The organism is Pseudomonas sp. RC2C2 (assembly GCF_018390435.1).
Lineage (GTDB): Bacteria > Pseudomonadota > Gammaproteobacteria > Pseudomonadales > Pseudomonadaceae > Aquipseudomonas > Aquipseudomonas donghuensis.
This window is the reverse complement of record NZ_JAHBAX010000002.1, coordinates 1454964-1467580: the sequence shown is the minus strand read 5'-3', so window position 1 is coordinate 1467580 and position 12617 is coordinate 1454964. Positions and strand designations below refer to the sequence as shown.

The 12617-nt window shown below is 65.1% G+C and carries 12 protein-coding genes; 7 read left to right on the top strand and 5 right to left on the bottom strand.

Going from position 1 to position 12617, the window contains the following annotated elements; all coding sequences use genetic code 11:
- Positions 1-3 precede the first annotated feature (3 nt).
- Together KHO53_RS25235 and KHO53_RS25230 are read left to right on the top strand one after the other, a co-directional pair.
- A complete protein-coding gene (locus tag KHO53_RS25235; RefSeq protein WP_159388775.1) occupies positions 4-822 on the top strand; it encodes an ABC transporter permease in 819 nt (272 codons plus the stop codon).
- On the top strand, positions 819-2678 hold the full coding sequence (locus KHO53_RS25230) for an ABC transporter ATP-binding protein (RefSeq protein WP_223253915.1): 1860 nt from the start codon (positions 819-821) through the stop codon (positions 2676-2678). The genes KHO53_RS25235 and KHO53_RS25230 overlap by 4 nt, the downstream gene beginning before the upstream one ends.
- Here the strand turns inward: KHO53_RS25230 and KHO53_RS25225 are convergent.
- From KHO53_RS25225 to KHO53_RS25205, 5 genes are all read right to left on the bottom strand, one after another.
- Positions 2675-3598 (bottom strand): LysR family transcriptional regulator, encoded by a 924-nt coding sequence (locus KHO53_RS25225; protein WP_213571193.1) that lies wholly within the window; start codon positions 3596-3598, stop codon positions 2675-2677. The two genes, KHO53_RS25230 and KHO53_RS25225, sit on opposite strands and share 4 nt — an antisense overlap.
- 18 nt (positions 3599-3616) lie before the next feature.
- Positions 3617-4591, bottom strand: coding sequence for a quinone oxidoreductase family protein (locus tag KHO53_RS25220; protein WP_010223658.1), 975 nt, complete (start codon positions 4589-4591; stop codon positions 3617-3619).
- A 124-nt stretch (positions 4592-4715) separates the two neighbouring features.
- On the bottom strand, positions 4716-5603 hold the full coding sequence (locus KHO53_RS25215; RefSeq protein ID WP_010223655.1) for an alpha/beta fold hydrolase: 888 nt from the start codon (positions 5601-5603) through the stop codon (positions 4716-4718).
- The gene (locus KHO53_RS25210; RefSeq protein WP_100783358.1) at positions 5600-7450 is read right to left on the bottom strand and encodes a caspase family protein; all 1851 of its coding nucleotides are present in this window, start codon (positions 7448-7450) and stop codon (positions 5600-5602) included. Before KHO53_RS25210 ends, KHO53_RS25215 begins: the two co-directional genes overlap by 4 nt.
- 106 nt (positions 7451-7556) lie before the next feature.
- Positions 7557-8423, bottom strand: coding sequence for an alpha/beta fold hydrolase (locus KHO53_RS25205; RefSeq protein WP_213571191.1), 867 nt, complete (start codon positions 8421-8423; stop codon positions 7557-7559).
- Positions 8424-8609: 186 nt separating this feature from the next.
- On the opposite strand from KHO53_RS25205, the gene KHO53_RS25200 reads away from it, so the two are divergent.
- The 5 genes from KHO53_RS25200 to ureC all read left to right on the top strand — a co-directional run bounded on the left by KHO53_RS25200 (position 8610) and on the right by ureC (position 12611).
- Positions 8610-9185, top strand: coding sequence for a CGNR zinc finger domain-containing protein (locus KHO53_RS25200; RefSeq protein ID WP_036995164.1), 576 nt, complete (start codon positions 8610-8612; stop codon positions 9183-9185).
- Between the two features lie 253 nt (positions 9186-9438).
- The gene (locus KHO53_RS25195; RefSeq protein WP_213571189.1) at positions 9439-10272 is read left to right on the top strand and encodes an urease accessory protein UreD; all 834 of its coding nucleotides are present in this window, start codon (positions 9439-9441) and stop codon (positions 10270-10272) included.
- A gap of 9 nt (positions 10273-10281) precedes the next feature.
- Positions 10282-10584, top strand: coding sequence for an urease subunit gamma (locus KHO53_RS25190; protein WP_010223644.1), 303 nt, complete (start codon positions 10282-10284; stop codon positions 10582-10584).
- A gap of 9 nt (positions 10585-10593) precedes the next feature.
- Positions 10594-10911 (top strand): urease subunit beta, encoded by a 318-nt coding sequence (locus KHO53_RS25185; protein ID WP_010223642.1) that lies wholly within the window; start codon positions 10594-10596, stop codon positions 10909-10911.
- Positions 10908-12611, top strand: coding sequence for an urease subunit alpha (gene ureC, locus KHO53_RS25180; RefSeq protein ID WP_213571187.1), 1704 nt, complete (start codon positions 10908-10910; stop codon positions 12609-12611). Before KHO53_RS25185 ends, ureC begins: the two co-directional genes overlap by 4 nt.
- Positions 12612-12617: the final 6 nt, after the last annotated feature.

Here is a 12617-nt window from a genome sequence, read left to right as displayed (position 1 = left end):
CCCATGTTCTATGCACGCTGGTGGCGTGAGCCACAGATTCGCCGCGGCGCCCTGGTGACCCTGGCCATCGTCCTCCTCGCCCTGTTCGGCCCCTGGCTGGCCCCCCATGCGCCCACCGACATGGTTGGCGGTGTCTACGGTGCTCCGGCCAGTGACGCGCCGCTGGGCCATGATTTTCTTGGTCATGACGTGCTGTCACGGTTGCTCAATGGCGGCTTGTCGATTTTGTGGATGTCGCTGGCGGCAGCGGCCATCGCCTTGATCGTCGGTACCGTGCTGGGGCTGCTGGCCGGTTTGTCGCGCCAGCGCCTGGACCAGGCGATCACGTGGCTGGCGGATGTCTGGCTGGCGTTTCCCGACTTGATCCTGGTGCTGTTGATTGTCTCGATGCTTGGCCGGGCGCCGTGGTTGATCGTGCTCACCGTGGCCATCGCCTTCACCCCCGGGGTGATCCGCCTGGCCCGTGGCAGCGCGGTGGCGGTGGCCAGCCAGGAGTTCGTCGAGGCGGCGCAGATGATGGGTTTTTCGCGCACGCGCATCCTCTTGCGCGAGATATTGCCCAATGTGCTGACGCCGTTGCTGGTGCACTTTGGCAACATGCTCACCTGGGGCATCGGCATGCTCTCGGGGCTGAGCTATCTCGGTTACGGCGTAGCGCCTCCGGCCGCCGACTGGGGCCTGATGATCAACGAAAACCAGGCCGGCCTGCTGGTCCAGCCCTGGGCGGTGTTGGCCCCGGCGCTGCTGATCGGGGTGTTCGCCTACGGCACCAATATCTTCGCCGAAGGCATTGCCCGGCATAGCGCGGGAGAACGTCGATGAATTCACATGCCCAACTGGCCCCATCGCTGGCAAGCCAGCTCCCACAGGATCCTTGGCCTGCTGCCGAACCTGTGGGAGCTGGTCTTGCCAGCGAGAGGCCGGCCCTGCAGGTGCAAAACCTGCGGGTTGAACTCAACACAAGCGCCGACATCATCGACCACATCAACTTCACCCTGGCCTCTGGCGAAATCCTCGGCCTGGTCGGCGAGTCCGGCTCGGGCAAGACCACCCTGGCCACCGCTTTGCTGGCCCATGCCCGGCGCGGTGCGCGCATCGCCGCAGGGCATATCCAGGTTGCCGACGTCAGCCTCCTTGAGCTGCACGGCGAGCCCCTGCGCCAGGCCCGTGGCGGGCTGATCGGCTATGTCGCCCAGGACCCGGCGCAAGCCCTGAACCCGGCCCTGCGCATCGGCCCTTTGCTGCTGGAAACCCTGCACGCCCATGAACCGCAGTTGCCAAAAGCCGCGCAGCAACAGCGCCTGCAACAGACCCTGCTCGACGTCGGCCTGCCGGGCGACGCGCAGTTTCTGCAGCGCTTCCCTCATCAACTGTCCGGCGGCCAGCAGCAGCGGGTGATGCTCGCCCTGGCGTTCGTCCTGCGGCCACGCCTGATCGTGCTCGACGAACCGACCACGGCCCTGGACGTCAGCACCCAGGCGCACATCCTGCAAACCCTGCGCCGGCTGTGCAAAGAGCAGGGCGTGGCGGCGGTGTACGTGTCCCACGACCTGGCGGTGATCAAGGACCTGGTCGACCGGGTGCTGGTCCTGTACGCCGGACGCATCGTCGAAATGGCCAGCCGCGAACGGTTGTTCGCCCGCCCCAGCCATCCCTATACCCTGGGGTTGCTGGCGGCGATCCCGGACGTTGCCCGCCAGCACCCGCTGCAGGCGATCCCGGGCCATGCCCCGGCACCGGGCCAGCGCCCCAACGGTTGTGCTTTCGCGCCACGCTGCCCTCGGCGTACGGCGGCCTGCGAGCAGGGGGAGCCGGGCTTGCAAACGCTTGAGGCCCGGCAACAGGTCGCTTGCCTGCATCCGCAGCTTGAGGCGCTGGCGCCGACAGCGGCGCCGCAGGTACGGGCGACGCGGGCGGATCAGGCACCGTTAATGGCGATCAGCAACCTCAACCTGACCTACGACCGGCCGGTGCTGTTCGACCTGGCCCTGGACGTACAGGCGGGGGAGTGCCTGGCGGTGGTCGGCGAGTCCGGCTCGGGCAAGACCAGCCTGGCCCGTACCCTGGCAGGCCTGGGCGACAACGCTACGGGTGAGCTGCGCTTCGATGGCCAGGCGCTGAGCCTGCTGGCCCGGCAACGTCCCAGCGCTACCCGCCATCGCATCCAGTACATCTTCCAGAACCCGTACCGGGCCTTGAACCCCCGGCAGACTGTTGGCCAATGTCTGCAGGCACCGCTGGAGCACTTCTTCAAGCTCAAGGGCCAGGCCTGCCGGGCGCGTATCGAGGCGGCGCTGCAACGGGTGGCCTTGCCGGTCACGGTCGCCGACAAGTACCCCCACCAGCTGTCCGGCGGCGAGCGCCAGCGGGTGGCGATTGCCCGCGCGTTGGTGTGCGAGCCGAGCGTGCTGATTTGCGATGAGGTGACCTCGGCGTTGGACGTTTCAGTCCAGGCGGCGATCCTGGCCCTGCTCAAGCAACTGCAAGGCGAGGGCATGACCCTGGTGTTCGTCACCCACGATCTGGGCGTGGTGCGAGCGATTGCCGACCGGGTGGTGGTGATCAAGCAAGGGCGCATCGTCGAGCAAGGCCCGGTGGATCAGGTGCTGGACCGGCCGGTAGACCGCTATACCCAGAGCCTGCTCGCCCATACGCCGAGATTGGCAGCAGCGCTTTAGCGGCGGCGCCAGGGCGCGCCGTTGGCAAAACGCGCCTCGATCCACTGCTTGAAGGCGAGGGTCGCGGCGCTGTTGTAGCGGGCGCCGGGGCGCACGAAGTAGATGCCGGCGTCGCTATCCAGTTGCCAGTCGGGCAGCACCGGCAGCAGGCGGCCGCTGTCCAGTTCGTGCTGCATCAGCCAGTCACCGCCGGCGAGGATGCCGACCCCGGCGCGCGCGGCGGCCAGTAGCGCTTCGTTGTCGTTACTGACCAGCGAACCGCGTACTTTTACCGTCTGCTGCTGGCCAAAGCCTGCCAGGCGCCATTCGGGGTACGAGCGCAGCCCGGTAAAACCCAGGCAGTTATGGCGGGCGAGGTCGGTCGGTGTTTGCGGCTGGCCGTGTTGTTGCAGGTAGGCCGGCGCCGCGCAGAGGATACGCCGATGCTCACAGAGCTTGCGCGCCACCAGCCGGCTGTCGGCCAGCTCGCCAATACGGATTGCGGCATCGAAGCCTTCGGCGACGATATCGACAAAGCGTTCGGCGTATTCGGTCTCAAGCTGTACCTCGGGAAACGCCAGGGCAAACTCGGCGAGCATCGGGCTCAGCCACAGCCGGCCCATCGACGAGGGCAGGGCGATGCGCAGCCGCCCGCGAATCTGCGTAGCGCCCTGGGCTGCTTCGCGTTCGGCCTCGCTGATCAGGTTTGCGGCCTGGCGCAGGCGCTCCACCAGCCGTGCGCCTTCATCGGTAAAGCGCAACTGGCGGGTGGTGCGCTCGACCAGGCGAATCCCTAAGCGCTGCTCCAGCGCACCCAGGCGCTTGGACAGCACCGACGGGTGGCGCTGCAGCGTGCGCCCGGCGGCGGCAAACGAGCCTTGCTCGAACAGCGCCAGGAGGGTGGCAAGCTCATCGGCCTGGCGACTGTCGAACGGGTCCATCGGGGCTACCTCGGTAGGTCAGGGCGTGAGGATGATCGCGCCCTGTGAACGTCCATATTGCAGGTCTTCATGGGCCATGGCGGCGTCGGCCAGGGCATAACGCTTGCAGATCTGCGGGCGAATGATACCTGCCGCCACCGCCGCCAGCACCTCCCCGGCACGTTGCTGGTATTCGGCAGCCGTTGCCGTGTGCGCCGCCAGCGACGGGCGGGTGATGAACAACGAGCCCTTGGCGTTGAGGGTGCTCAGTTCGATGGCCGGCGGTGCACCCGAAGCCATGCCGCAGGACACCAGCAAGCCGCGTGGGCGCAGGCTGTCCAGCGAGGCCTCGAACGACACCCGGCCAATCGGGTCGTAGACCACGTCGAGTTTCTGCCCCTGGGTCAGTTCCAGCACCTGCGCAGCCAGGGTGGCGGCGTCGAACACCAGCACCTCGTCGCAGCCGGCGGCCCGGGCGCGGGCGACACTTTCTGGTTTCGACACCACGCCGATGACAAACGCGCCCAGGTGCTTGGCCCAGGGCACCAGCAACTGCCCCAGGGCACCGGCGGCGCCGTAGATCATCAGCCGCGTGCCGGGCCCGACCGGGTAAGTGCTGTGAAGCAGGTAGTGGGCGGTGATGCCCTTGAACAGCAGCGCGGCGGCGTGGTCCAGGCCGAGCGTGTCTGGGAGTTTCACCAGCCGCTCGGCGGGGTACAGCCGGGCGCTGGCGTAGGCGCCCAGCGGGCCGGTGGCGTAGCCGACGCGCTCGCCGACAGCGATGCCGCTGACCCCCGCGCCAATTGCCGCTACCGTCCCGGCGCCTTCCAGGCCCAGGCCCGAGGGCAGGGCGATGCGCACATCGCCCTTGCGCTGGCTGACGTCCAGCGGGTTGACGCCGATCGCCGCCTGTTCAAGCCAGACCTCGCCGGGGCCGGGTACTTGCGCGGTGGTTTGTTCGAGGTGCAGAACACGTGGTGCGCCAGTCTGCTGGAGGCGGATGTGCATGACCATGGTTGAGAATCCTGAAACACAGTTAAGGTGCGTTCAAGGGTATTTTCTCAACCAGGGTCCAGCAATCGGCTTGTATGCAGTTGATTGCAGCAGCCAGTGCACGAGTCTGAGGGTTTGAACGTGCTTATGCCAGCAAAGGCCGTAATACGCCCGCTACGATTGTGTCGTTGAGGTACTCGACGATGCCGTGGCGGTTATCGCTGCCGTTGCTGGCGTTGCTGTGGTTTTGCACCGCAGGTGCTCCACTGAACCGCGCGGCGGGAATTTCGTAGAGCGCCACCACATCGCGTTTGTCACGAATGTTGACCCAGCTGGGTACGCCATCCGGGGCCTTGCGCGGCGAACCGTTGGAGGGCAGCCGGCTCAGGATGGCTTCAATGCCCAGGGGCGAGCCGAGGGTCACCAGGCCCTTGATATTGCTGCGTGCAGGCCGGTTCATCAGCAGGTTATAGGCAATGATGGTACCCAGGGAGTGGGCCACCACGATGCACGGATCGTTTTCTGGAAGCTGCGCATCGACCAACGTGTTGACCGCGTCACGGATGGTTTTTTCGGTCAGGTAGTACCACACATCGCGGGTGAACAACTCGACCGAGGTCGCGCCGACACCGGGCAACTGATCGAGCAGGCGCAGGGCCGCCAGCACGCCGCGCCAGTTCTGAACACCTTTCTCAAGCATCTCGCCATTGGCCTCGGCGTTGATCTGTTCCTTGCTGATACCTTGCTGCTTGGCAATGTCGTAAATGACCTGGCGCATGAACTCTTCTTCCTCGCCACCCGGGGCCGCGGCGTCGGCGCCTTTGTCGGTGAGTACCTGAAAGTCTTTCTGCGCTCTGCGGTAGGTTTCGTCGAACAACAGATCGCCGTAGTAAGGGAAGGCCACATCGACCACGCCAGTGTAGGGCGAACCGATGTCTTCAAAACCCTTGATCAAGGCATTGGTCCAGGTGTTTTGCAGGGTGAGCGGGTTCTTGCCTTGTTGTGACCGGCCATGGATGAACACGACTTTCATGACAACTCTCCTTGTAGAAAAGCTTCGATAAGCGGTTGGGTATCGCGGCGGCGAAAGGTCGACCATTCAGTATTGAGCCGGTATTTACCGGCTTCGAGGATTGCAGGGTGGAGCTTCTGGTTCTTGCCATGGGCTGCCAGCACTGTCCAACCCAGGCTCATCATCGGGCAGAACGGGGCGATCAGCGGCCGTGCCTTGCGCTTGCCGGATGCCAGGGCGCCGGCGAGCAAAGCCACATCGAACGGCACGGGCAAAGGCGGTTGGGACGATGCCTGGTAGTCAAGGAAGTAGCTCAGTACCGAACGCACGCCTTGGTCGTCAGCGGCCAGCAGATAGGCGTAGGCGGCGTAGATGCCCAAGGTCGGGTCCAGGCGCTTTTCCTGGCGCAGGACATCGGCGAAGCTCGATGCCTGGGTCGCGGCCAAGGTGCGCAGTTTGGCGCTGCTGGCGAAGGCTGCGGCAAGTGCTTGCAGGTGGTGCAGGTGCAGGCGCCTGCTCGGAGTTTGCGCAAAGGTCTGGGCCAGGGTCATACCCATCTCGAACGAAACCGACTGCACCAGGCCTTCGTCTACGTGGACTGTGCCGATGTAGCCGGGCATGACCGGCAAGACGATCAGGGTGTCGTCGCTGAACGTGACGATGACTGACTGTGCCTGAGCAGACGGCGCCAGGCTGATGATGCTCTGCTGGTCATGGGTTTGCACAAGGGGCGCCGCTTGGCCGGGGGCCACCAGCACGCTGATGGCCTGGCTGCCGATGATGCGCAATCCGCTTTCGGCCAGGCTCTGGGGGAGTGCTGTGTAGCGCTGCAGGTTGCGCCGGTAGGCTTCGTCGAGGCCGGCTTGTTCAAGCAATGTGGTGCTGATGTACGCCTCGGGTTCCTTGAGAAAGCTGCTGGCCACCTGTTGTATCGCCTGGTTTCGGCTGGTGACCCTGAGGTCTGCTGGAAACAGATCGGGAAGCGGCAGGATCTGGATTTGCTCAAAGTAGGGTGCTCCGGCTCCAGCCGGCAGGCCGTAGTCCAGCGGCCCGGGGCCAGGCAGCGGGGAAGGGCTCGCAAAGATTAGCGGCGGGCTGGCATAGCCGAGGAACAGCGGTTGGCGCGCCTGGACAATGATGTCCGGCGTTTGCTCGAAGCGCGGTGTTTGCTGCTGGGCGCGGGTCGGCACCTGGTTGTACAGGTAGTCTTCCAGAAGCCAGGTGGGAATGATCGGCACGCTGGAGCCCGGCCAGGTCTCGCAAATTTCTGTCGGTGGGCTTTGCAGCGCTTCGAGCAGGACCTTGGTAAAGAAGCCTTCGCCTTTGTACTCCTTGGCGGTTTGTGACGGTTCGGTGGCGTAGAAGATATCGACCTTGCCGGGCTTGATGCCGACCACCGCACCGCGTTTCACCGCCGGCCTGCCACTGACCTGGCCCAATGAACCAAAGGGGTCGACCGCATTGCGACAGGCGTCGGAGATGATCACGACATGGGGTACGCCAATATGGCGGGCGTTGAGCGCCGTTGCGGCAATGTTGATGGCTTCGTCGGGGTAGTCCTTGACGTTCGACAGCAAGACTTGTTCATCGGCGCCGTTCTTGACAATGCCGTGCCCGGAGAAATACAGAATCAACAGGTCGAGCCCGCCGACCGCGAGCAAGTCGCGGGCGGCGGTCTGGATCGCCTTGGCTTCGACCACCTGGTCATTCTGATCGGTCAGCACGCTGATGCTCGGGCTGATGCCGAACTGCTGTTGCTCCTCCAGCCAGCGGGCAAATTGCAGTGCCCCGCTGGCCGCGCCCTTCAACGAATCCAGAATGCCAGTGTGATCCACCCCGACGGCAATCAAACCAACGTTTCGGCTCATGGCCCGGCCCTCGGTCCGCTAGAGGCGTAGTGCTATCAGTATGGGGCGGTTTTTGCGCTTATCCAGTGCGGCGCCGGTGCCGGGCGACGAGGTGCCAGCAGGGCAGTCAGGCCAACACCTCGATAATTCGCCGGGCAATGCAGGGCGCATGAGTCTCCAGGGCAAAGTGGCCGGTATCGAGCAGCTCGACCACGGCATTGGGGTTGTCGCGCTTGTAGGCCTCGGCCCCCGGGGCAATGAAGAACGGGTCGTGCTTGCCCCAGATGATCAGCGAAGGCACCTGATACTCGCGCAAAAACGCCTGGAACTGCGGGTAGCGCTCAAGGTTGTTGGCGTAGTCGAGGAACAGGTCGAGCTGGATCTCCTTGTTGCCCGGGCGCTCCAGCAACAGCGCATCGAGGGTGTAGGACTCGGGGGCGACCAGGCTCGGGTCCGCCACGCCATGCAGGTACTGCCAGCGAGTGCCCTCCAGGTGCAGAACCGCATCGCCCACGGTTTTCCGGTTGGCCGCCGAAGGGTCAGCCCAATACGCCCTGATCGGCGCCCAGGCATCGCCCAAGCCTTCAAGATAGGCGTTGCCATTTTGCGAGACGAAGCCGGTGACCCGTTCAGGATGCGCCATGGCCAGGCGCAGGCCGGTGGGCGCGCCGTAGTCGAACACATACATCGCGTAGCGCTTGAGGTTAAGGGCCTCGACAAAGGCGCCGAGGGTCTGCGCCAGGGCATCGAAACTGTAGCGATAGTCGCGCTCGGGCGGCACTTCAGTGAAGCCAAAACCCGGCAGGTCCGGGGCAATCAGGTGAAAGTGCCCGGCCAGCAGCGGGATCAGCTGGCGAAACTGATGGGATGAACTGGGAAATCCGTGCAGCAGGAGCAATACCGGGGCCCCCGGCTCGCCGGCTTCACGGTAGAACACGCGAACGCCGTCGGCGTCGACGTACTGGTAGCGCACGGTTGGGGTGAAAGTGCTCATCGGACTGATCCTCTGTAACCGATTAAATTGGTTTGTCAGGTTACTGCGCGAGCAAATCTTGCACGAGCTTAGTAACCTGTCAAACTCAATTTAAGAGGTTACAGATCTTTCGCGATGAGTGGTGCTGTAACTTGTACTGCAGAAAATAAGGGTTACCATGGACCAACCCCAGCACCGAGAACGGCCATGACCGACACCATCACCGAGCCCTATGTCCTTGCCGACCACCCGGTGCTGGACATGCTCAACACCGTGGCCATTGTCGACGGCCAGCGCACCGATTTCTGGCGCAGCGATGCCGATGTGCTGACCTGGCTGCAGCGCCTGGGCTTACACCCGCAGGCGATGCCGCGCCTGGCCAAGGGCGCTTTGCTGGCGGCGGCAGTCACTTTGCGTGAAGCACTGCGCGACCTGGTCGAGCAGCGCAAGGCGGGCGAACGCGGCAATCCGGCGATCCTCAACCGCTTCCTGGCCCAGGGCGCCAGCCACGGGCAACTCGTGTGGGACCAGGACGCCAACCCGAAACTGCTGCGAGTGGCCGAGCAGCGTTCGGCCGAGCAACTGCTGGCGCCCCTGGCCGAGCAAGCGGCCGAGCTGCTGGCCGGCGGCGACTTCAGCCTGGTCAGAACCTGCGAACACCCGGACTGCATCCTCTGGTTCTACGACCGCACCAAGTCCCACCGTCGGCGCTGGTGCAGCATGGCGGTGTGCGGCAACCGGCATAAGGTCGCCGAGCACCGCAAGCGCCTGCGCCAGGAGTAGCCGCCATTGTAGGAAGGCTCTGATGCCCGGGTTTAAACACCCGGCAACCGGGCAGCGCTAAACCGGTGCATGCCGGCGGTTTAAACAAACCCCTCCAGCGCGCCATCTTGGCCCGCTATGTGCTTTGCCTCTGCCATCGATTGCTGATCGATTGGTCAAACCTGCAAGTCGCCGCATTGGCTTGAGCGCGCAGGTTGTTTCTTGCAAATGCGTCTGTAGCCCGATAGCTGCAGCGTTTACTGGAACCTGAGGCATGTCGCTCCCCGCAACCCCCGACCTGGACACCGCTGATGCCGGCTGGCGCGCCGAGCTCAGGCTGCGTTTCATCCGGGGCGAGACCAGGACCTGTATTGGTGCGCGGCGCCATTTCGGTCCACTTTTGGTGCAGCGGCCGTTCTATCCCGAGGGCGCGCCGTGCCACGTCTATGTGCTGCACCCGCCAGGCGGCGTGGTCGGCGGCGACAAGCTGCTGCTCGATGTGCAGTTGGAACCGGGCAGCCATGCACTGCTGACCATGCCCGGGGCGACCAAGTTCTACCGCAGCGCCGGCCCGACCTCGATCCTCCAGCAGCACTTCTACCTGGCCGAAAACAGCACGCTCGAATGGCTGCCCCAGGGCAGCATCTGCTTTGCCGGCGCCCGCGTGCGCCTGGAAAACCGCTTTACCCTGGCGCCCGGCGCCCGCCTGCTGGCCTGGGAAACCCTGTGCCTGGGCCGCCCGGTGATGGGCGAGACCTTCAGCCACGGCGCCCTCGACAGTCGCCTGCACATCGAGGTGGCCGACGACCCGGGCCTGCACGAACGCTTGCGCATCGACGGCGGGCCGCTCGACAAGCTCGCAGGCTTCCCCCTGCAAGCGACCTTCTGCGCCTACCCGGCCAGCAGCGAACTGCTCGACCACAGCCGCGCCCTGCTCGAAGACCTGGGCGCCCCGGCCGGCGCGACCCTGCTCGGCCAACTGCTGGTGGTACGCCTGCTCGACCACGACAACCAACGCCTGCAATCCACTTTGCAGCGGCTCTGGCATGCCTTGCGACCCGCCGTGGTCGGCCTGGCGCCATGCCCGCCGCGGATCTGGGCCACTTGAGAGAACGCCATGGAGCTGACCCCGCGAGAGAAAGACAAACTGCTGCTGTTCACCGCCGCGCTGCTGGCCGAGCGGCGCCTGGCCCGTGGCCTGAAACTCAACTACCCGGAAGCGGTGGCATTGATCAGCGCCACGGTGATGGAAGGTGCCCGCGACGGGCGCACCGTGGCCGAGCTGATGAACCTGGGCCGCGAAGTGCTGCGCCGCGACCAGGTGATGGCCGGGGTCAGCGAAATGATCCCCGATGTGCAGGTGGAAGCGACCTTTCCCGACGGCACCAAGCTGGTCACAGTCCATGACCCGATCATCTAGGAGCGCAGGATGATTCCCGGAGAAGTACAGGTCGCCGACGGCGACATCGAACTCAATGCAGGCCTGGCGGTAATCAGCGTCACCGTCGCCAACCACGGCGACCGGCCGGTGCAGGTCGGCTCGCACTATCACTTTTACGAGGTGAACAACGCCCTGGTGTTCGAGCGCGAGCCGACCCGTGGTTTGCGCCTGGATATCGCCGCCGGCACCGCCGTGCGGTTCGAACCGGGCCAGGCACGCACCGTCCACCTGGTGCCGTATCGCGGCAAACGCGAGGTCTACGGCTTTCAGGGCAAGGTCATGGGCAAGCTGGAGAATCAGGCATGAGCCGGATATCACGCAGGGCCTATGCCGACATGTTCGGCCCGACGGTGGGCGACCGCGTGCGCCTGGCCGATACCGAGCTGTGGGTCGAGGTCGAGAAGGACTTCACGGTTTATGGCGAGGAGGTCAAGTTCGGCGGCGGCAAGGTCATCCGCGACGGCATGGGCCAGGGCCAGATGCTTGCCGACCAGGCGTTGGACCTGGTGCTGACCAATGCGCTAATCATCGACCACTGGGGCATCGTCAAGGCCGACATCGGCATCAAGGACGGGCGCATCGTCGGCGTCGGCAAGGCCGGCAACCCCGATGTGCAACCGGGGGTGACCCTGGCGGTGGGGCCGGGCACCGAGGTGATCGCCGCCGAAGGCAAGATCGTCACCGCTGGCGGCATCGACTCGCACATTCACTTCATCTGCCCGCAGCAGGTCGAAGAAGCGCTGACCTCGGGCATTACCACCTTCATCGGCGGCGGCACCGGGCCTGCCACCGGCACCAATGCCACCACCTGCACCTCCGGGCCCTGGTACCTGGCGCGCATGCTCCAGGCCGCCGACCAGTTGCCGATCAATATCGGCCTGCTGGGCAAGGGCAACGCCTCACGGCCCGAGGCCCTGCGCGAGCAGATCGAAGCCGGCGCCGTCGGCCTGAAACTGCACGAAGACTGGGGCTCGACCCCGGCGGCCATCGACTGCTGCCTGAGCGTGGCCGAGGAACACGACGTGCAGGTGGCGATCCACACCGACACCCTCAATGAATCCGGCTGCATCGAGGACACCCTGGCGGCCATTGGCGACCGCACCATCCATACCTTCCACACCGAAGGCGCCGGCGGTGGCCATGCGCCGGACATCATCCGCGCCGCAGCCTTTGCCAACGTGCTGCCGTCCTCGACCAACCCGACCTTGCCCTACACCCAGAACACCGTCGACGAGCACCTGGACATGCTCATGGTCTGCCACCACCTGGACCCGAGCATTGCCGAAGACGTGGCCTTCGCCGAGTCGCGCATCCGCCGCGAGACGATTGCCGCCGAAGACATCCTCCATGACCTCGGGGCGTTTTCCATGACCTCGTCCGACTCCCAGGCCATGGGCCGGGTCGGGGAGGTGGTGCTGCGTACCTGGCAGGTGGCGCACCAGATGAAACTGCGCCGTGGCCCCTTGGCGCCAGATAGCGCACGCAGCGACAACTTCCGGGTCAAGCGCTACATCGCCAAGTACACCATCAATCCGGCGCTGACCCATGGCATCGCCCATGAAGTGGGCTCGATCGAGGCCGGCAAACTGGCTGACCTGGTGCTTTGGGCGCCGGCGTTCTTCGGGGTGAAACCTGCGCTGGTGATCAAGGGCGGGATGATCGCCATGGCACCCATGGGCGATATCAACGGCTCGATCCCGACCCCGCAACCGGTGCACTACCGGCCGATGTTCGGCGCCCTGGGCGCCGCGCGCCATGCCACGCGCATGACCTTTCTGTCCAAGGCGGCGATCGACCGTGGCGTGCACCGGCAACTGGGGCTGCACAGCCTGATCGGCGAGGCCCGAGGCTGCCGCACGGTGCGCAAGGGCGACATGGTCCATAACGGCCGGTTGCCGATGATCGAGGTCGACTCGCAAACCTACCAGGTGCGCGCCGACGGTGAGCTGCTGGTGTGCGAACCGGCCACGGTGTTGCCGATGGCCCAGCGTTATTTTCTGTTTTAAGGAGCG

Coding starts and splice junctions, on each gene's coding strand:
- KHO53_RS25235 (WP_159388775.1), top strand. CDS start 4: ATGTTCTATGCACGCTGGTGGCGTGAGCCACAGATTCGCCGCGGCGCC.
- KHO53_RS25230 (WP_223253915.1), top strand. CDS start 819: ATGAATTCACATGCCCAACTGGCCCCATCGCTGGCAAGCCAGCTCCCA.
- KHO53_RS25225 (WP_213571193.1), bottom strand. CDS start 3,598: ATGGACCCGTTCGACAGTCGCCAGGCCGATGAGCTTGCCACCCTCCTG.
- KHO53_RS25220 (WP_010223658.1), bottom strand. CDS start 4,591: ATGGTCATGCACATCCGCCTCCAGCAGACTGGCGCACCACGTGTTCTG.
- KHO53_RS25215 (WP_010223655.1), bottom strand. CDS start 5,603: ATGAAAGTCGTGTTCATCCATGGCCGGTCACAACAAGGCAAGAACCCG.
- KHO53_RS25210 (WP_100783358.1), bottom strand. CDS start 7,450: ATGAGCCGAAACGTTGGTTTGATTGCCGTCGGGGTGGATCACACTGGC.
- KHO53_RS25205 (WP_213571191.1), bottom strand. CDS start 8,423: ATGAGCACTTTCACCCCAACCGTGCGCTACCAGTACGTCGACGCCGAC.
- KHO53_RS25200 (WP_036995164.1), top strand. CDS start 8,610: ATGACCGACACCATCACCGAGCCCTATGTCCTTGCCGACCACCCGGTG.
- KHO53_RS25195 (WP_213571189.1), top strand. CDS start 9,439: ATGTCGCTCCCCGCAACCCCCGACCTGGACACCGCTGATGCCGGCTGG.
- KHO53_RS25190 (WP_010223644.1), top strand. CDS start 10,282: ATGGAGCTGACCCCGCGAGAGAAAGACAAACTGCTGCTGTTCACCGCC.
- KHO53_RS25185 (WP_010223642.1), top strand. CDS start 10,594: ATGATTCCCGGAGAAGTACAGGTCGCCGACGGCGACATCGAACTCAAT.
- ureC (WP_213571187.1), top strand. CDS start 10,908: ATGAGCCGGATATCACGCAGGGCCTATGCCGACATGTTCGGCCCGACG.